This is a genomic window from Mucilaginibacter roseus (assembly GCF_021215455.1).
Classification (GTDB): domain Bacteria; phylum Bacteroidota; class Bacteroidia; order Sphingobacteriales; family Sphingobacteriaceae; genus Mucilaginibacter; species Mucilaginibacter roseus.
This window is the reverse complement of the sequence record NZ_JAJPWV010000001.1, coordinates 783,281-801,179: the sequence shown is the minus strand read 5'-3', so window position 1 is coordinate 801,179 and position 17,899 is coordinate 783,281. Positions and strand designations below refer to the sequence as shown.

The 17,899-nt window shown below is 42.5% G+C and carries 20 protein-coding genes; 12 read left to right on the top strand and 8 right to left on the bottom strand.

Annotated features, from left to right (window positions below; genetic code table 11):
* Nucleotides 1-42: 42 nt before the first annotated feature.
* The 5 genes from LT679_RS03475 (at nt 43) to ppnP (ending at nt 3,400) form a co-directional block, all read left to right on the top strand.
* Complete coding sequence (locus tag LT679_RS03475; protein ID WP_232175576.1) at nt 43-1,143, top strand: YbjQ family protein; 1,101 nt, start codon at nt 43-45, stop codon at nt 1,141-1,143.
* 74 nt (nt 1,144-1,217) lie between these two features.
* Entirely contained in the window at nt 1,218-1,604 is a 387-nt protein-coding gene (locus LT679_RS03470) for a ribosomal maturation YjgA family protein (protein WP_232175575.1), read from the top strand.
* Nucleotides 1,601-2,359 (top strand): oxygenase MpaB family protein, encoded by a 759-nt coding sequence (locus LT679_RS03465; RefSeq protein ID WP_232175574.1) that lies wholly within the window; start codon nt 1,601-1,603, stop codon nt 2,357-2,359. Before LT679_RS03470 ends, LT679_RS03465 begins: the two co-directional genes overlap by 4 nt.
* 78 nt (nt 2,360-2,437) lie before the next feature.
* On the top strand, nt 2,438-3,040 hold the full coding sequence (gene msrA, locus LT679_RS03460; protein WP_232175573.1) for a peptide-methionine (S)-S-oxide reductase MsrA: 603 nt from the start codon (nt 2,438-2,440) through the stop codon (nt 3,038-3,040).
* Nucleotides 3,041-3,115: 75 nt separating this feature from the next.
* Entirely contained in the window at nt 3,116-3,400 is a 285-nt protein-coding gene (gene ppnP / locus LT679_RS03455) for a pyrimidine/purine nucleoside phosphorylase (protein ID WP_232175572.1), read from the top strand.
* 53 nt (nt 3,401-3,453) lie between these two features.
* On the opposite strand, the gene LT679_RS03450 is transcribed toward ppnP, so the two are convergent.
* Both LT679_RS03450 and LT679_RS03445 read right to left on the bottom strand, forming a co-directional pair.
* Nucleotides 3,454-4,248, bottom strand: coding sequence for an SDR family NAD(P)-dependent oxidoreductase (locus LT679_RS03450; protein WP_232175571.1), 795 nt, complete (start codon nt 4,246-4,248; stop codon nt 3,454-3,456).
* A 99-nt stretch (nt 4,249-4,347) separates the two neighbouring features.
* Nucleotides 4,348-4,827 (bottom strand): hypothetical protein, encoded by a 480-nt coding sequence (locus tag LT679_RS03445; protein ID WP_232175569.1) that lies wholly within the window; start codon nt 4,825-4,827, stop codon nt 4,348-4,350.
* Nucleotides 4,828-4,966: 139 nt separating this feature from the next.
* Between LT679_RS03445 and LT679_RS03440 the strand changes: the two genes are divergently transcribed.
* Both LT679_RS03440 and LT679_RS03435 read left to right on the top strand, forming a co-directional pair.
* Nucleotides 4,967-5,464, top strand: coding sequence for a hypothetical protein (locus LT679_RS03440; protein WP_232175567.1), 498 nt, complete (start codon nt 4,967-4,969; stop codon nt 5,462-5,464).
* 251 nt (nt 5,465-5,715) lie between these two features.
* On the top strand, nt 5,716-5,934 hold the full coding sequence (locus LT679_RS03435) for a hypothetical protein (protein ID WP_232175565.1): 219 nt from the start codon (nt 5,716-5,718) through the stop codon (nt 5,932-5,934).
* Nucleotides 5,935-6,210: 276 nt separating this feature from the next.
* Here LT679_RS03435 and LT679_RS03430 read toward each other — a convergent pair whose 3' ends face one another.
* The 3 genes from LT679_RS03430 to LT679_RS03420 form a co-directional block, all read right to left on the bottom strand.
* Entirely contained in the window at nt 6,211-6,978 is a 768-nt protein-coding gene (locus LT679_RS03430) for a TIGR02757 family protein (RefSeq protein ID WP_232175563.1), read from the bottom strand.
* Between the two features lie 80 nt (nt 6,979-7,058).
* Complete coding sequence (locus LT679_RS03425) at nt 7,059-8,198, bottom strand: cystathionine gamma-synthase (RefSeq protein ID WP_232175562.1); 1,140 nt, start codon at nt 8,196-8,198, stop codon at nt 7,059-7,061.
* A gap of 132 nt (nt 8,199-8,330) precedes the next feature.
* Nucleotides 8,331-9,788: an NADP-dependent isocitrate dehydrogenase gene (locus tag LT679_RS03420; protein ID WP_232175561.1), complete on the bottom strand. Its 1,458-nt coding sequence runs from the start codon at nt 9,786-9,788 to the stop codon at nt 8,331-8,333.
* A gap of 270 nt (nt 9,789-10,058) precedes the next feature.
* On the opposite strand from LT679_RS03420, the gene LT679_RS03415 reads away from it, so the two are divergent.
* Together LT679_RS03415 and purE are read left to right on the top strand one after the other, a co-directional pair.
* Complete coding sequence (locus LT679_RS03415; RefSeq protein ID WP_232175560.1) at nt 10,059-11,198, top strand: 5-(carboxyamino)imidazole ribonucleotide synthase; 1,140 nt, start codon at nt 10,059-10,061, stop codon at nt 11,196-11,198.
* A gap of 97 nt (nt 11,199-11,295) precedes the next feature.
* Entirely contained in the window at nt 11,296-11,784 is a 489-nt protein-coding gene (purE, locus tag LT679_RS03410) for a 5-(carboxyamino)imidazole ribonucleotide mutase (RefSeq protein ID WP_232175559.1), read from the top strand.
* Nucleotides 11,785-11,860: 76 nt separating this feature from the next.
* On the opposite strand, the gene LT679_RS03405 is transcribed toward purE, so the two are convergent.
* Nucleotides 11,861-12,424 (bottom strand): YqgE/AlgH family protein, encoded by a 564-nt coding sequence (locus LT679_RS03405; RefSeq protein WP_232175558.1) that lies wholly within the window; start codon nt 12,422-12,424, stop codon nt 11,861-11,863.
* 108 nt (nt 12,425-12,532) lie between these two features.
* Here LT679_RS03405 and pdxH point away from each other — a divergent pair, with 108 nt between their 5' ends.
* From pdxH to LT679_RS03390, 3 genes are all read left to right on the top strand, one after another.
* Nucleotides 12,533-13,180, top strand: coding sequence for a pyridoxamine 5'-phosphate oxidase (pdxH, locus tag LT679_RS03400; RefSeq protein ID WP_232175557.1), 648 nt, complete (start codon nt 12,533-12,535; stop codon nt 13,178-13,180).
* A complete protein-coding gene (locus tag LT679_RS03395) occupies nt 13,177-13,674 on the top strand; it encodes an NADH-quinone oxidoreductase subunit C (RefSeq protein WP_232175556.1) in 498 nt (165 codons plus the stop codon). The genes pdxH and LT679_RS03395 overlap by 4 nt, the downstream gene beginning before the upstream one ends.
* 133 nt (nt 13,675-13,807) lie before the next feature.
* The gene (locus LT679_RS03390; protein ID WP_232176055.1) at nt 13,808-14,932 is read left to right on the top strand and encodes an NADH-quinone oxidoreductase subunit D; all 1,125 of its coding nucleotides are present in this window, start codon (nt 13,808-13,810) and stop codon (nt 14,930-14,932) included.
* A 56-nt stretch (nt 14,933-14,988) separates the two neighbouring features.
* On the opposite strand, the gene xylA is transcribed toward LT679_RS03390, so the two are convergent.
* Nucleotides 14,989-16,317, bottom strand: a complete 1,329-nt coding sequence (gene xylA, locus LT679_RS03385; RefSeq protein WP_232175555.1) for a xylose isomerase — start codon at nt 16,315-16,317, stop codon at nt 14,989-14,991.
* Nucleotides 16,318-16,347: 30 nt separating this feature from the next.
* A complete protein-coding gene (locus LT679_RS03380; RefSeq protein WP_232175554.1) occupies nt 16,348-17,835 on the bottom strand; it encodes a xylulokinase in 1,488 nt (495 codons plus the stop codon).
* Between the last annotated feature and the right edge of the window lie 64 nt (nt 17,836-17,899).

Here is a 17,899-nt window from a genome sequence, read left to right as displayed (position 1 = left end):
TTATTCAATTATTTACTTTAGGCAAAACTTCCTAAATCAAAAATGAATAGCCCTAAAAACATCCTCGTAGTAACAACGTCTACAATTCAAAATATTAAAATAGAAAAATATCTAAAACCCATATCGGCTCATGTGGTAGCGGGTACAAATGTATTTAGTGATATGTTTGCATCCTTTAGTGATGTATTCGGCGGTAGGTCTGATACTTATCAAAAACAAATATCTTCAATTTACAACGAAGCTGTAAATAAGCTAAAGATAGCCGCATTTGAAATTGGTGCCAACTGTATATTGGATCTGAAAGTTGATGCAGATGAAATATCAGGTAAGGGCAAATCAATGTTTATGCTTACAGCTATTGGCACCGCTATTATTATTGAAAAATCTTCTTTAAAATCACATGAAGAAGAATCTCAGGCGTTTGGGATTGCTACTACTGAAGGTATCAAAACACTAAAAAAGAAAAAAGAAATAATTACTAAAGCGGAGAACACTCAGCAGATATTTGATGAAGACTTTTGGGATTTTGTCACTGCAAATCAAGTAAAAGAAGTTTTTCCTTTTTTGTTGAGGGCCTATAGTAAGCGTTTGGCTCAATTTCAACAAGACCCATCTCAAAACAGCCAGTTTCAGTTGAGTTTGATGAATTACGTAGATAGCTTTTCGGAAGATGAAAAGACAAATCTAGTTTATGATGCGATATCCACTGAAAATGATCCGGCTCTTATTGGTCAATTATTAGTTTTGATAAGCAGGCTTCAATTGTTAAATATTGAAGAAATTAATAAACTACTACGTAGTGATAATTTTATCCTTCAAAAAAGAGCACTGGCAATATTGCATTATGATAAGCCTTACTATGACAAACAAGATATTGATTCATTCAACGAAATAATCAGCTATATCTCACAAGATTTTAAAGAGCGAGGAACCAGATCAACCAAAAAACAAATGCTTTCATCAAAAGAGAAAGAGGTTTGGATATGTGAGTGTTCCAAAACCAACGATGGATATGGCACAGAATCTGAGTTTTGCGAAAGCTGTGGTAACAACATTTGGGGCTTTAAAGCTCAAAGCGCTCAACCGGCAAATACTATCAAGGCTCTACGAGATAAGGTAGAACTAATTCAAGAGTTGATTTAAAGATTTTTTTTAAAAATTCCTAACTTATAAACAATTTATTTCATTTACTTTGTATTTAAAAGTACTTTTTTAATATGAAATTTAGCAAGCTGTATTTTTCACTATTCATTATTCTGTTCCTCGTCGAGTGCCTTATCGCCCTTTATATTCATGACGCCGTGATTCGCCCCTATTTTGGCGATCTGTTGGTGGTGATTATGATCTATTGCTTTGTAAAAGCCTTTATTGCTATCGAGCCCATACGCGCCGCTGTTGGTTGCCTGATTTTTGCCTATTTAGTTGAGTTTAGCCAGTATATGAATTTAGCCGAACGGCTTGGCCTGCAACAATCCAAATTGGCGGTAACCGTAATGGGCTATGCCTTTTCGTGGATTGATATGCTGGCCTACACGCTTGGCGCTGCGTTTATCGTAGTTATTGAAAAGCTAAGGGGCAACACACTTAAAACAAAAATGGTATGAGAACTTTTGTAGCTAAAGACTCAATTGTGCGGCAAATATGGGGTAATGCGGACACAGTCCTCTTTATATTTGCCGGTGCAGCGGCTGAATTTGCACTAAACAAAGCGGTGGACTGGTTATATTATACGGGCAAATTACCGGCCGATCCTTTAGACCGGCTTTTCTCAACAGTGGCTTATTCCCGGTCAATTATATTCGCTGATGAAGAAGCCGCACTACGGGCTATACATAAAATAACCGCTATACATCAGGGCGTTGAGAAAAGCCGCGGCGCCCAAATACCCGATTGGGCGTATCGCGACGTATTATTTATGTTGATTGATTATTCGATACGGTCTTTTGAACTCTTGGAACGTAAGCTCACTTTAAACGAAAAACGGGATGTGTTCGACGTTTTCTATCGAATGGGTTTAGAAATGTGCCTTAGGGATTTGCCAGAATCCTACACGGAATGGGTGACAGCACGGCAACAGCATCTCGAGCAAAACCTCGTAAAAAGCGCATTCAGCATTAATTTATACAAACAATACAAAAAGCATTTGGGATGGCTGCATTACCGCATTATGCTGGGCGTGCAGAACATTTTAGTACCTACAGTAGTAAAACAGCACTTGTCTCTTAAAAATATTTTCTGGATAAAACCTGTTCTGTTCATCTACAAAACGCTAAAGCAAATTAACCTGGCAGCGATGGTAAAGAACATGTTACTGCCGGTTAAATACAAGCAGCAAATAGCTCAGCTCAATGTGCGGTAATGTCGGTAATTTGTAAAACTGAACGGCTTGTAAACTATATTGCCCTTGGCTCCGTACATCAGTTAAACAACAATTAAAATGAGAAAAATTTGGATAATGGTAATCGCTTTGCTGGTTGCCGGTATAAGTGTAAACGCACAACCCAAAGCCAAAGCTGAAAAGGCTACGTTTGGCATGGGGTGTTTTTGGTGTACAGAAGCTATATTTCAGCAGTTAAAGGGCGTTAAAAAAGTGGAGTCGGGTTATTCCGGAGGTAAGGTAGCCAACCCTACGTATGAGGATGTATGCACTGGTAAAACCGGTCATGCCGAAGTAATCCAGGTAACTTATGATCCGGCCGTGATCAGTTATAAAGATTTGCTCGAGGTATTTTGGAAAATGCACGATGCCACAACCCTAAACCGCCAGGGCGCTGATGTAGGCACACAATACCGTTCGGCGATATTTTACAGCAATGCCGATCAGAAAGCATTAGCCGAAAAATATAAGAATGAATTAAATGCACAAAACGCTTTCGGTAAACCGGTTGTAACCGAGATAGCCGCGCTAAAAAACTTTTACAAAGCCGAAGATTACCACCAAAACTATTACAAGCGGAACGGCTCGCAACCGTACTGCCGCATCGTGATCAAACCCAAAATGGATAAGCTCGAGAAAATCTTCAAAGAGAAACTGAAGTAAACAAGAGTATACTGTGCTTATTTGCTCCACTTATCAAATTTAATTTACATATTGAAATCCATTTATATGTAAGTTATGATAAACGTTAATGAGTATTTTGAAGGCGCGGTTAAATCGCTTGCCTATACTTCTGCCGAAGGCAAATCAACTATTGGAGTTATCGAGCCCGGCGAATATGAGTTCGGTACATCGCAACATGAAACCATGAAGGTTATTGAGGGCACATTACATGCGCTTTTACCTGGTGATGATTCAATCTGGCAGGCATACACAAACGGCGAAACATTTGAAGTTGAAGCTAATAAACGTTTTAAGGTGAAGGCAGACACGCAGGTATCTTACCTTTGCAAGTACCGCTAAATAATAAAACGCCGCTTAAGTTAGCGGCGTTTTTTTGTTGATTTTATTACTGATTAGATAATAAGCTTTGCTACACCGCCATCGGCACGTAAAGCACTACCATTGGTAGCTGCTGATAAAGGACTGGCTACATAAGCTACCAAATTTGCTATCTCATCAACACCTGCAAATCGCTGTATCAGTGATGTTGGGCGAGCGGTTTTAAAGAAATCGCGCTCAGCCTCTTCAAAACTTACACCCTGCCCCTGCGCTAACTGGCTAACAAAATCATTTACTCCTTCAGATCGCGTTGGCCCTGGTAACACAGCGTTTACGGTAACGTTGGTTCCCTTGGTTAATTCAGCCAGGCCACGGCTTACGGTAAGCTGGGCGGTTTTGGTCATACTGTAATGTATCATTTCTTCAGCAACGTTTATACCCGACTCGCTGGAGATGAATATCACACGCCCCCAATCCTTTTTTACCATTTTAGGGAAGTAATGCCTTGACAACCTTACGCCGCTCAGTACGTTAACTTCAAAAAAGCGTAACCAGTCGGCGTCGGTAATCTGCTCAAAGGGTTTGGGTTCAAATATCCCGGCATTGTTTACCAATATATCCACTTCATCAACAGCTGCAAGCAATGTGTCTACATCACTTGCACTTGCAAAATCTGCGGCTATACCGCTAACCTGGGCACCTGGAAGTTCCTGCTTTAATTTAGTTACCGCATCATCGAGCTTTTGTTGATTACGGCCGTTTATAATAACAATCGCCCCCTCGGCAAGTAACCTTTGCGCTATAGCGTAACCTATTCCCTGAGTAGATCCGCTCACTAACGCGGTTTTTCCTTTTAACTGTAAATCCATGTTGTAAATGTTTAAGCGTTGCTTTTTACAATACGCATTCAAATTAACATACTGTTGCCGTTAGTTTTGTTGGTTTAATGTAAAGCCTTCGTTTAGCTGTTATTTACAGTCAACCTTATCATACACTACTGTATAATCCGCCTTACTATCGGTAACCTGGCGACCGTCCTTAGCGTTAACTTTAAATGGTTTTTGTAAAAGTTTATCGCCTGGAAAGCTGAATTCAACAGCCATGGTGTCCTTCATTCCTTCTTGCATAAATGTCCAGACAGCTTTAATAACATTGCCGTCCTGTCTACCTTCAATAGTACCCTTGCGAGCATCTTTCTCTTTTGGCAGCCATTGCATATCACCGGTAACTTTATTACCGTCAATCATCAGGTGTATTTTTGTACTGTCCTGCTGCTGGGTTCCTTCAGTACGTAAAAAGCATATATGGCCGGGTGCTGCTGCTTGCGCTGTAGTATCATTTTTTGCACTGTCAGCAGCAATGCTATCAGCTGTTTTAGTATTGGGGTTTGAATTGCAGGCCGCTAAAGCCGCTGTAATTGCTAAAATTGGAAGATGTTTAAAGTTCATGATCATAGTGATTTATGTATTTTGATACAAACGAGCGACTATATTGTTGAATTTTAAAATTTGATTTTATCCGCAGCATATGAATTTTTTGGCATAGTTATAGCATAGGTTAATACAAATAACTTAAAAGAAAAAAATTATGAAAAGAGTAAGTTTGATAGCATTGGCAGTGAGCGCGACGTGTGCGTTTGGCTATGCAAAAGTTACCACAGATCAGAACAAAAATATTAACCGCACACCTGTAGCTTACTATCAGGTTGACGGAATGCAGCAAGATACTGTACCGGCAACTAAAAAGGGCACCAACAAACAGGTAAGGCCAAACTCAACTACACCAGGTACAACACCTGTAAACCCGGCTAATCCAAATCCGACAAGCCCGAATACAAACCCCGTAAATCCGGCTAACCCAACGGCGCCTACAACAACGCCAAACACAACGCCGGCACCTACCAGCCCAACAAGCCCAACAGTGCCTCCAACAACTACAAGCCCGACTACGCCGCCAACCACCAGTCCAACGGCACCGACTACCAGTCCGTCAACCCCAACCACAAGCCCGACTACATCGCCAACAGGTACCGGCACGGGTATGGGAACAGGTACAACCGGTGGTGGCATGTCACCTCAAAAATAATAGGATGTAAGCAGCGCTATACAAGCGCTACAAATAAAAAGCGATACGAATAATCTCTCGTATCGCTTTTTTGTATACGCCGTTTTACTGAAATTTGATCGATAAAAATGTTAAAAACATGGTTTTGTGCATAAAAAACGTGCAAAAAATGCCCGTTACTATTCTTTTGTTTAATGCAAAGGTTTATGTTTGCTTCAAACAAATAATGTAAAATCAACATTTACTTAGTAGAAACAAATTAAAATCTAGTTATGGCAACAAAAAGCGAAGGCGCAATCACCGCCTATTCAGTAAAAACCAAAACCAAAAACGTTCCAATCATTGATCCGGTAATCGACGTAAAAGCTGGTCGCTACATTGCAACCGGTAAAGATAAAGACGGTAATAAACTTGCCGCTATACTTGGTAAGGCTAAAGCTGAAGAGCACATCAAAAACGGTGCAGCTAAAAAAGGTTCAGGCTGGGAATAATCACCAAAAGAACACACCTAAAAAAATGCCCGTAGAATCTACGGGCATTTTTCGTTTATATGATTTTATATATTTAGATCGATTTAGCTATTGTTCAAAATAAAAGACACATTGAATGATGTGCCTTTCTATTAGGTTTGCGATTGGTATTTCGTTGTAAATATGCGCATTACATACAAATTTACCAACTAACAATGTAATAAATTCTCCACATTACCGTTTCAATAAGTTTATTCTCCAACGGTACAGGTGTTTACGTGTTAATAAAGTAACGCATCAAAATTTTTCTTCGATACCTAAACCAAATAGCGCGAAATCATACTTTACAGGATCCTCAGCATCAAACTCCTTCAGTTTATTTGTAAGTTCGACAGCAGTTTGCCAATCGGTTTGCTTTCTAGTTATTAACAATAATTTACGGGCTACCCTATCCACGTGTAAGTCACACGGACAAATAAGATCAGCAGGCTTAATGCGGTTCCAGATGCCGAAGTCAACTCCGCAGTTATCCTTCCGCACCATCCAACGCAAAAACATATTCAACCGCTTACAGGTTGATTTTTGTGAAGGCGACGATACATGCTTTTTAGTACGGTGCGGGTAATCAGGTAACGAAAAGAAATAGGACCTGAAATAATTCAGCGCCATTTCGGCATTCCAATCGACTGATCCCGACGGTATAAATGCGTCTTCAAGAGATTGAAAGCGCTCATAATGCTGCCGAAAGAACGCTATAAAATAAAGCGTGTCAATGTCATTAAACGTGCGATGTTTAAAACTCAGCAGCTTTTTAAGGTCAGGCTCTTGGTGATTAATAATGAAGTCATAAGGCGCTCCGTCCATCAACGCAATTAATTCCTTACATTTTTTGATGATGGTAACCCGTTGACCCCACGCCAGCGTAGCAGCCCAAAAGCCCATAATTTCTATATCCTGTTTTTTGGTGAACATATGTGGTATGCTCACCGGATCAGGTATTACAAATTCAGGACGATTATATTGTGCAACTTTTGAATCAAGGAATATTTTTAGATTGTCTATCATGCTATTTAGTAGCGCTTGCAGTGGCAGTAGCAGTTAAAAGTACAACATTACTGCTACCACTTACTGCTACTGCAACTAACTTAGGCAAGTGCCTGTTTTAAATCTTCCAGCAAATCATCAATATCTTCAACTCCTACGCTCAGGCGCAATAAGCTGTCGACAACGCCTACCTTTTCGCGTACTTCTTTAGGGATGGAACCATGCGTCATGGTAGCCGGATGGTTTATCAATGATTCTACGCCACCCAAGGATTCAGCCAGCGAGAATACTTTGAATGATGATGCTATCTTAAAGGTATCTTCCAGCGTAGCATCTTTCAGCGTAATGGAAATCATGCCGCCAAAATCGCGCATTTGTTTTTTAGCGACTAAGTGCCCCGGTGCATCATCAAAACCCGGCCAATATATTTTAGCAACCCGCGGGTGGTCTTTTAAAAACTCTGCTACCTTACGGCCGTTCTCGCAATGCGCTTTCATGCGCAGGTGTAGAGTTTTTATGCCGCGTAATACTAAAAAGCTATCCATCGGGCCAGGTGTGGCACCACAGGCATTGTATATAAACCAAAGTTTTTTGTACAGTTCCTCATCATTCAGCATCAGCGCGCCCATCACCACGTCCGAGTGGCCGCCAATGTATTTGGTTACCGAATGCATCACAATATCAGCACCCAGGTCAATCGGGTTTTGTAGATATGGCGAAGCAAAGGTGTTGTCAACTACCAGCTTTACATTTTTTTCTTTAGCAATCTTCCCTACAGCTTTAACATCCACTATCCGCATGGTTGGGTTTGTTGGTGTTTCAACCCAGATAAGTTTTGTGTTTTCGTTAATGTATTTGCGAACGTTTTCCGGATCGGCAAAGCTGATGAAGTGAAATTTAATGCCGTAATTGGCAAATATCTTCGTAAAAATCCGATAAGAGCCACCATACAAATCATCACCGGTTATTACTTCATCACCGGGTTGAAGCAGCTTCATCACAGCATCAGTAGCGCCCATACCACTCGAAAAAGCAAGTCCGTATTTTGCATTTTCCAACGCGGCTAAACAATCTTCTAATGCTTTGCGGGTAGGGTTAGTACCGCGCGAATATTCAAAGCCCTTATTATCTCCAGGAGACGCCTGCCAGTAAGTTGAGGTTTGGTATATAGGCGTCATGATAGCGCCTGTTGTTGGGTCGGGCTCCTGCCCTGCGTGTATTGCCTTGGTTGCGAATTTCATACTGTTGATTTTTATGTAATCACCATTCATTTTATGCCTGATGGTGTTGTTTTTAAAAGTAATAAAATCTGAATTACTCCTTAAACAAAAAATGCCGGTGATTAACCGGCATTCTATTATGTGATATTTAAATTACTGTCCTTGTGCTAATGAGTAGCCCGGCTTGCCATCAAAAATAGTCAGCAACTCTGTTGAACATACCCGGATACTATCTGATAGTTCAGCCGCTATAGCAAACACATCACGAGGTGTTAAAGTAGTGCCGTCGGTTTTCTCATAGCGTATACGCGACTGATTTACCAATTCTGTAAAAATTGAACCTGTTGGCCAAACCTGCGTACCACGGTTCGAGATCATTACCAATTTAAATTTATCATTCAGTTTTGATTTAGCTACCTCTGCAATTTCGGCAGGTTGCAGTGTTGTTTCCACAAAAATGTCCACGCCCTGAATCTCTTTGGTAATGTCAGGATTCGTGTCGGTTATTTTATTTTGCGCAGGGCGGGTAACCGGTTTGCGCGTTTCAAAGTTAGGTTGCGCGACTACACTTCCGTTAGCCGGAACTTTACCCAGGTTTGCAATAATTGCGTCAGCAAAACCTTGGGTATTTACAGATTGTGTTGAACGGTCACCAAAATCGCCGGTATGTACACCTTGCTCAAGTGTGTAAAGCAACGAATTTTCTATAGTGGCGGCATTTTCAGTTAAGCCTAAAAAGCGCAGCATAGATATGCCTGAAAGTAACAAAGCAGTTGGATTTGCAATACCGCGGCCTGCAATATCAGGAGCGGTACCATGTACGGCTTCAAAAATGGATATGTTATCGCCAATATTAGCTGATGGCGCAAAGCCTAAACCACCTACCAAACCCGCGCAAAGGTCAGACACAATATCGCCTTGCAGGTTGGTCAATACGATAGCTTCGAACATTTCCGGACGAGAAACCAGCTTCATACAAAGGTCGTCAACTATGATGTCTGATACCTCTATCTGCGGATATTCTTTGGCTATCTGATAAAATATTTCCAGGAACATGCCGTCAGTCAGTTTCATGATGTTCGCCTTGTGTCCGCAAGCCAGTTTTTTAAGACCTTTGCGTTTAGCCATTTCAAACGCATAGCGTATTACCTGTGCCGAACCAGGGCGGGTGATGATACGACGGCCCACGGCTACATCATTAGTAAGCATGTGCTCAATACCGCCGTAAGTATCCTCAATATTTTCGCGGATGATGGTAAGATTAATGTCCATTCCCGCTTTAGAGAAAACGGTATCAACACCATTTAATGTACGGAAATCGCGCTGGTTGGCGTATGTATTCCATACTTTGCGGGCAGTTACATTTATGCTTTTTACGCCCTTGCCTTTAGGCGTTTCCATCGGCCCTTTAAATAATATACCCAAATTTTCAATGGTAGCTTTAGCCTGCTCTGTCATGCCGGTAGAATGCCCTGCATCAAAGTATGATTTGCCCATTTCAACAAAGTCATATTCTAACTGCACGTTTGCCGCTTTAAAAATATTTAATACGGCGTCCATTATTTCCGGACCTATACCATCGCCATTGGCTACTGCTATTTTGGTTTTCATTGAGTATAAATTAAATGTTCAAACAACTTATTTGAAAAACGGTGCAAATATAGCGTTTTTAAAGCGCCGTTTGAAGGCTCAACAGTCAAATTAGTATAAGGTTTGCACCTGAATTGGTTAAGATTATATTACTCTCGAGGCTAAAAAAGATAATATATGCTTACTTTAACATTGATATTTTTATAGCCATAAGTTGCTTGTTAATGTTATAGTTTAACCGAATCAGGCACTTTTACAGCTTAACTAAAATGCTTTACTTTGCAGGTAACAATGAAAGCATTTTACGGCGATTTAAAATTAGGAATATTAGGCGGCGGCCAGCTTGGGCGTATGCTTATACAACAGGCTATTAATTATAATGTTACGGTAAAGGTGCTCGACCCTGACCGTGAAGCGCCATGCCGCAAACTTTGCGAAGAATTTACTGTAGGCTCGCTAAGCGATTATGCAACCGTTTACAATTTTGGCAAAAAGGTTGACCTCTTGACCATTGAAATTGAGAAGGTGAATGTGGATGCATTGGAGCAGTTAGAGCGTGAAGGTGTGTTGGTTTACCCGCAATCGCGTGTGATAAGGCTGATACAGGACAAAGGTTTGCAAAAACAATTCTTTAAAGAGAATGACATTCCTACGGCTGAGTTCCAGATCATATCATCGCCTGAGCAGCTTAGCAATAGTGCAATTCCATTCCCCTATATACAAAAATTACGCAGGGATGGTTATGACGGCAAAGGTGTTTACAAAGTAGTAAGCGAGGACGACCTGGCTGGGGCTTTTACCGAGCCAAGCCTTGTTGAGCGCTGGGTTGATTTTGAGAAGGAAATAGCCGTAATAGTGGCCCGTAACGAAAGCGGCGAGATCAAAACCTTCCCGATGGTAGAGATGGGGTTTAATCCGCAAGCCAACCTTGTGGAATTTTTGATAGCGCCTTCTACCCTGCCTTTCGAGGTACAACAGGAAGCAGAGCAGATTGCGAAAAAGATAGCCGACGATTTAAAGATCGTTGGTTTATTAGCGGTTGAAATGTTTTTGGATAAGAGCGGCAAGATACTGGTTAACGAGCTGGCTCCACGTCCGCATAACAGCGGCCACCAAACTATCGAGGGCAATACGGTATCGCAATTTGAACAGCATCTGCGTGCTATTTTCAACCAGCCACTTGGCGATACGGCTTGTTTAAACAACGCCATCATGATAAATGTGCTTGGCGAGGCAGGCCATGAAGGCCCGGCTGTTTACCAAGGTATTGAAAAGGTATTGAAGTGCGCCGGTGTATACGTTCATTTATACGGAAAAGCTTTAACAAAGCCATTCCGGAAAATGGGCCACGTTACGATTGTAGATGCAGACCGAGAACAGGCGATAGAGAAAGCGAGGTTTGTACAGAAGACGCTTAAGGTAGTTAGTTGATTTTTTAGTCCATGGATAATAGTCGATAGTCCATGGAAGCAGTATTTATAATTTAGATAAACCTATGGACCATCGACTATGGTCTATCGACTTAAATATGAATCCCCAAATAGGAATTATAATGGGCAGCAAATCAGATCTTGGCGTAATGCAGGATGCTGCCGATATTTTGAACGAGTTAGGCGTTGCTTACGAGATAACCGTAGTGTCAGCCCACCGCACGCCTGACCGTATGTTTAACTATGCTAAAGAGGCCGCGGGCCGCGGTATTAAAGTTATTATTGCCGGTGCAGGTGGTGCAGCGCACCTACCGGGTATGGTCGCCTCGCTAACCCACTTGCCTGTTATTGGTGTGCCCGTAAAATCGAGCAATTCTATTGATGGTTGGGATTCTATTTTATCTATCCTGCAAATGCCAAACGGTATCCCCGTTGCTACCGTGGCCTTAAATGCGGCAAAAAATGCTGGTTTATTAGCCGCTCAAATTATCGCGACAGCTAACGAAACGGTTACCAATAACCTGATTGCCTACAAACAGGAACTCGCAAAAAAGGTAGAAGAATCTGCCAGGGAAATGGAGGGTTAATCCCTTCTAAATCTTCCCCTAAGGTCAAAACTTGCTGATATTGAAGCCCTCCGTTACCGGGGAGAGTTGGGTGGGGTTAATTCAACGATGGGTTTTCAGGGAAATTAGCAATATGCGCATAGCGGTTTCCGAGGCTGATCACTACTTCGCGCCATAAATTGTGCTCGCTGTTGGCAAATATCAGGTCGGCGTTAAAGTTGTTGGCGACAATCCAGGTATCTTCCATTAGTTCGGCGTCGAGCTGGCCTTGTGTCCAGCCGGAATAGCCCGCAAAAAATTTTATCTCATTTTCATCGAGCTGGTAATTATTTATCAGCTCTTTTACTTCCTCAAAATTGCCGCCCCAATAAATATTGTCCCATATCTCAATTCCACCGGAGATTTTTTCAGGGCAGCGGTGTATAAAGTGTAATGTGTTTTTAGCCACCGGCCCACCTTCATACACGGGTAGTTCTGAGTAAGAAACATCCGGTAAAATATCGCCCAGCATCATTTCTGTCTGGTGGTTCAGCACAAACCCCATAGCTCCGTCTTCCGAGTATTCAGTAAGCAGTATTACCGACCTTTTGAAGTTCGGATCCATCATAAAGGGTTCAGATACTAATAACCGGCCCGCCGCTGCTGATATAGAATTAAGCATAAGGTTTACATTTACTTAATTATTTAACAATATTTATAAATTAATGTTCGTACACTAATTTACATTATAACAATATGTACGGTATAATTAATTTGTAAGTTTGCGTTGATGGATAACGAAAGGATACAAAATTTACGTCAGGAATACAGTGCAGCTACTTTAACCGAGGAAAGCACCAATGCCGACCCTTTAAAGCAATTTGACAAATGGTTTAATGAAGCCCTTGCGGCCGAAATGTATGAGCCTAATGCCATGACCCTGGCAACTGCTACGAGCGATGGACGGCCATCGGCACGCGTTGTGTTATTAAAGGGTTACAATAGCGATGGTTTTAAATTTTATACCAACTATCTAAGCCGTAAAGGCCGCGAAATGGCTAAAAACCCGTTGGGTTCGTTAGTATTTTTCTGGGGGCCGTTAGAGCGGCAGATACGTATAGAGGGAACTATTGAAAAATTAAGTAAGGACGAGTCTGAAAAGTATTTCCATTCGCGCCCGAAATCAAGCCAGATTGGCGCCGTAGTTTCTCCGCAAAGCCAGGAAATTGGTAGCCGTGAAGTGCTTGAGAGCAAGATGCAGCAACTGGAAACCGAATACGAAAGTAAAGATATACCCAAGCCATCACACTGGGGCGGATATGTTTTAAAGCCTACTTTAATTGAATTTTGGCAAGGCAGACCCAGCCGTTTACACGATAGGATAGTTTATAAAAAGATTGATAAAAAAAACTGGAAAAAAGTACGCCTTGCACCATGACGTTTGATGAGATAAAGGATATTTTGACAGCCAGGTTTGGTAATGACGTTGTTGTGGGCGAAGAACGCGGCGGGCTGCAGCCTGCACTGCTCATTGCTCCTGACAGCATTGTTGACGTTTGCCGGGAACTTCGGGATAATCCAAAAACTTATTTCGATTTTCTTTCGAGCCTGAGCGGTATTGATTATGGTGTGGATTCCGGCCGCTTTGGCGTAGTCTATCACTTAGCATCTATGCCTTATCGTTTGCAGCTTACGCTTAAAATAAGCATCGAGCATGATGGGAATGCTGACGAATTACCATCGTTTAAAAGTGTATCATCAGTATATAGAACTGCCGATTGGCACGAACGTGAGGCTTACGACTTGCTGGGTATTTACTTTGAAGGCCATCCTGATTTAAGACGGATACTTTTGCCGGATGACTGGGAGGGTTATCCGCTACGCAAAGACTATAAGACTGCTGAATATTATAAAGGGATCAAGATAGATTGATTACCGCCGCCCCCTAATAGGACAAAAGAATAGTTATTATCGAAATACAACTACTTTGATCACAGTTAACTCAAAATACGAAGAAGCTCTTCAGCGTTACAACGAAAAGATTGCCAGCGCATCCGTTGAGGATATGGTGTTGAATGTTGGCCCGCAGCATCCGTCGACACACGGCGTATTGCGGTTAGAGTTGATCACTGACGGCGAAATAGTTAAAGAGGTTATTCCGCATTTAGGCTATTTGCACCGCTGTTTTGAAAAACATGCCGAAAGCCTTACCTACCAGCAAACCATTCCGTTTACTGATAGAATGGACTACCTGGCATCTATGAACAACAGCCATGTTTGGGTAATGGGTGTCGAGCGCATGCTGGGTATAGATAAGGACATACCTAAACGGGTCGAGTACATCAGAGTTTTAGTTTGTGAGCTTAACCGCATTGCTTCGCACCTGATAGCCATAGGTACATATGGTATTGACATCGGCGCGTTCACTCCTTTCCTATGGTGCTTCCGCGATCGTGAGCATATTATGGGCCTGTTGGAGTGGGCATCCGGCTCGCGCATGCTATATAACTATATCTGGATAGGCGGCTTATATTATGATTTGCCTGTCGGTTTTGAGGAGCGTTGCCGCGAGTTTATTGAATACTTTAAGCCTAAGATGGTTGAACTGAATCAGCTGCTTACCGAAAACCAGGTATTTATTGACCGTACAGCTAACGTAGGTATATTGCCAATGGACCTAGCGATTAACTATGGCTGCTCGGGGCCAATGCTTCGCGGATCTGGCTTAAAGTGGGATCTCCGTCGTATTGATAACTACTCCGCTTACCCCGAGCTCGATTTTGACGTACCGGTAGGTAAAGGCGAAATGGGCACCGTTGGCGATTGCTGGGACAGGTATAAAGTGCGGGTGGATGAAATAGCCGAATCGGTAAAAATTGTTGAGCAATGCCTTGATCGTTTACAAAAGGAATTGAAACGCACGCCCGATTTTGATCCGCGTGCGAAACTTCCACGTAAGATCACGCCGAAGGCACAAGACTATTACATGCGTGGGGAAGGTTCAAAAGGGGAGCTTGGCTTTTACTTTATTGCCGACGGTAAATCGGAAGTGCCGTTTCGTGCCAAATCACGCGGACCAAGCTTTAATAATCTTTCTGTATTACCCGAAATTGCCAAGGGGGTAATGATCGCCGACCTGATAGCTATAATCGGCTCTATTGATTTTGTATTGGGCGAAGTAGACCGATAAAAAAAGCCCTGTACAGCAATCGCTGCACAGGGCCATATAACACACAAGAAAAATCCTTATATAAAACGGTTTATCAGGTTCTCCAGATATTCCTGTTTACCGCTAATTACCGCAGGCTCGCCATTCTCTATAGCATATTGGCGTAAATCTTCTAACGATAATTTACCGTCTTTATACTCTTTACCTTTGCCGCTGTCAAATGATGCGTAGCGTTCTTCGCGTACTTTTCTGTAATCTGATTTTTGCAGGATGTTGTCTGCGGTGATCAAAGCGCGCGCGAAAATGTCCATGCCACCCACGTGCGCGTAGAACAGATCAGCCGGATCGGTTGAGTTACGGCGGATTTTGGCATCAAAGTTAATACCACCGCCCTGGAAACCGCCACCCTCAAGGATGATCAGCATAGCCTCGGTCAGTTCATTGATATCATTCGGGAACTGGTCGGTATCCCAACCGTTCTGGTAGTCACCGCGGTTTGCATCAATGGAGCCTAACAACCCGGCATCAACAGCAACCTGTAATTCATGCTGGAAGGTATGCCCGGCAAGTGTTGCGTGATTAACCTCAAGGTTCAGCTTAAAATCGTTCAGCAGATCATATTTTTGCAGAAAGCCCAATACCGTTGCCGCATCATAATCATACTGGTGTTTAGTTGGTTCGCATGGTTTTGGCTCTATAAAGAAGGTACCTTTAAAACCTTGCTTGCGGGCATAATCTTTAGCGGTATGTAAAAAACGGGCGAAATGCTCCTGCTCACGTTTCATCTCGGTATTAAGCAAAGTCATGTAACCTTCGCGGCCACCCCAAAAAACGTAGTTCTCGCCACCTAAAGCAATGGTAGCATCAAGCGCTGCCTTTACCTGGGCACCGGCATGTGCCAGTACATGAAAATCAGGATTGGTTGAAGCACCGTTCATGTAACGTTTATGGCTGAACAGATTAGCGGTGCCCCAAAGCAGCTTTACGCCGCTTTCAGCTTGTTTTTGTTTGGCATAATCAACCAAAGCTTGTAATCTGCGGTCATTTTCATTTACATCATTGGTATAATCAACCACATCAACATCATGGAAACAGTAGTAAGGTAAATTCATTTTGGTGATGAATTCAAACGCGGCGTCCATCTTGTCTTTGGCGCGTTCAACCGCGTCGGCCTTTTCATCCCAGGCAAAATTGTGCGTAGCACCACCGAATGGATCACCGCCATTGCCGCAGAATGAATGCCAATAAGCGCATGCAAAGCGCAAATGCTCTTTCATGGTTTTGCCGGCTACAACGCGCTCTGCATCATACCACCTGAATGCTAAAGGATTGTCTGACTCAAGGCCTTCAAACTTTATCTGGCCAATACCTTTAAAAAACTCCTTATTACCTGTTACTATGCCCATAAGTTTTATATGTTTATTGAAATGGTTTATTTAATTAATGATCTCTAAATATTTGTTTAACAATGCTTTCCAGTTTTCGTAAATTTCATTCATATTATTACCGCCCTGCGGTTCTACCCTCTTTAACAGCTGCATATCTTTGAACGCTTCTACGGGTGAAGTAAAAATTCCTGCGCCAATGCCAGCACCCAACGCAGCGCCTGCACTCCCATCGTTACTGTAAAGCTCAACTGGTACGCCGGTAACGTTTACAAACGTTTGCGTAAATAGCTCGCTTAAAAATAGGTTGTTTTTACCTGCGCGGATGACAGAAGGATTCATACCATTACTCCTCATAATATCCAATCCGTAGCGGAACGAGCACGCAATACCCTCCTGTACAGCCCTGAAAACGTGACCACGAGTATGAATGTTCAGATCAATATTACTGAACTGCGCACCTACCAACTGGTTATTCAACATACGTTCAGCGCCGTTACCAAACGGCAATATCAATAGTCCATCGCTACCTTCAGCCACTTGTTCAGCCTCAGCATTCATTTCCGGATAGGTTAATGTTTGGCCAAACATCTTTTTAGCCCAGCTATACATACTGCCTGTGCCGTTGATGCATAGCAATATACCTACGCGCTTTAAATCATCGCTGTAATTAACATGTGCAAAGGCGTTTACGCGCGATTGACTATCATATTCCAAACTATCCGTAACCCCGTAGATAACACCCGAAGTACCTGCCGTTGCAGCCACCTCCCCGGGGTTAAGCACATTTAGTGATAATGCATTGTTAGGCTGATCTCCGGATTTATAGGCTACCGGAATACCTTTAGGTATGCCTAATTCATTTGCAATAGCTTCCGAAACCTTACTATGCACAGAAAATACCGGATGTACCGGCGGGAACAAATCCTCATCAAAACCGAAGTAGTTTTTTATATCTTCAGATATTCCCTCGTTCTTGAAATCCCAGAATATACCCTCCGAAAGTGCAGATACAGATGTAGTAATTTCACCGGTCAGCTTCATGGCAATATAGTCGCCCGGAAGCATGATCTTATCGATTTTGGCGTAAACGTCCGGCTCATTTTGCTTTACCCAAGCCAGCTTGGATGCGGTAAAGTTACCTGGCGAGTTAAGCAGGTTGCTTAAACACTTATCGCCGCCTATAGCCTCAAAAGCATCATCGCCTATTTTAACGGCACGGCTATCACACCATATAATACTGTCGCGCAACACGTTCTGCTGCTTATCTACCAAAACCAAACCATGCATTTGGTACGCTATGCCAATAGCGGCTATCTGGTTTGCATCATACTTGCCACTTGCCTGGCACTTTGCCAATGCCAACTTAACATGCTCCCACCACATCGCCGGATCCTGCTCGGCCCAGCCGGGTTGCAAGGATTTTATCGGCGACTCCACGTCAGGATATTGTGCTGCCACTACAACCTGTTGGTTATCGGCATTAACAATACAAACTTTTATAGATGATGTACCTATATCGATACCTAACAGCAGCATAGTATTAACTGATTTATTATTGGTTGTGGTTTGAGCGTTATCTGGCAACGAATTTAAATGATTT

Coding starts and splice junctions, on each gene's coding strand:
- LT679_RS03475 (WP_232175576.1), top strand. CDS start 43: ATGAATAGCCCTAAAAACATCCTCGTAGTAACAACGTCTACAATTCAA.
- LT679_RS03470 (WP_232175575.1), top strand. CDS start 1,218: ATGAAATTTAGCAAGCTGTATTTTTCACTATTCATTATTCTGTTCCTC.
- LT679_RS03465 (WP_232175574.1), top strand. CDS start 1,601: ATGAGAACTTTTGTAGCTAAAGACTCAATTGTGCGGCAAATATGGGGT.
- msrA (WP_232175573.1), top strand. CDS start 2,438: ATGAGAAAAATTTGGATAATGGTAATCGCTTTGCTGGTTGCCGGTATA.
- ppnP (WP_232175572.1), top strand. CDS start 3,116: ATGATAAACGTTAATGAGTATTTTGAAGGCGCGGTTAAATCGCTTGCC.
- LT679_RS03450 (WP_232175571.1), bottom strand. CDS start 4,248: ATGGATTTACAGTTAAAAGGAAAAACCGCGTTAGTGAGCGGATCTACT.
- LT679_RS03445 (WP_232175569.1), bottom strand. CDS start 4,827: ATGAACTTTAAACATCTTCCAATTTTAGCAATTACAGCGGCTTTAGCG.
- LT679_RS03440 (WP_232175567.1), top strand. CDS start 4,967: ATGAAAAGAGTAAGTTTGATAGCATTGGCAGTGAGCGCGACGTGTGCG.
- LT679_RS03435 (WP_232175565.1), top strand. CDS start 5,716: ATGGCAACAAAAAGCGAAGGCGCAATCACCGCCTATTCAGTAAAAACC.
- LT679_RS03430 (WP_232175563.1), bottom strand. CDS start 6,978: ATGATAGACAATCTAAAAATATTCCTTGATTCAAAAGTTGCACAATAT.
- LT679_RS03425 (WP_232175562.1), bottom strand. CDS start 8,198: ATGAAATTCGCAACCAAGGCAATACACGCAGGGCAGGAGCCCGACCCA.
- LT679_RS03420 (WP_232175561.1), bottom strand. CDS start 9,788: ATGAAAACCAAAATAGCAGTAGCCAATGGCGATGGTATAGGTCCGGAA.
- LT679_RS03415 (WP_232175560.1), top strand. CDS start 10,059: ATGAAAGCATTTTACGGCGATTTAAAATTAGGAATATTAGGCGGCGGC.
- purE (WP_232175559.1), top strand. CDS start 11,296: ATGAATCCCCAAATAGGAATTATAATGGGCAGCAAATCAGATCTTGGC.
- LT679_RS03405 (WP_232175558.1), bottom strand. CDS start 12,424: ATGCTTAATTCTATATCAGCAGCGGCGGGCCGGTTATTAGTATCTGAA.
- pdxH (WP_232175557.1), top strand. CDS start 12,533: ATGGATAACGAAAGGATACAAAATTTACGTCAGGAATACAGTGCAGCT.
- LT679_RS03395 (WP_232175556.1), top strand. CDS start 13,177: ATGACGTTTGATGAGATAAAGGATATTTTGACAGCCAGGTTTGGTAAT.
- LT679_RS03390 (WP_232176055.1), top strand. CDS start 13,808: ATGGTGTTGAATGTTGGCCCGCAGCATCCGTCGACACACGGCGTATTG.
- xylA (WP_232175555.1), bottom strand. CDS start 16,317: ATGGGCATAGTAACAGGTAATAAGGAGTTTTTTAAAGGTATTGGCCAG.
- LT679_RS03380 (WP_232175554.1), bottom strand. CDS start 17,835: ATGCTGCTGTTAGGTATCGATATAGGTACATCATCTATAAAAGTTTGT.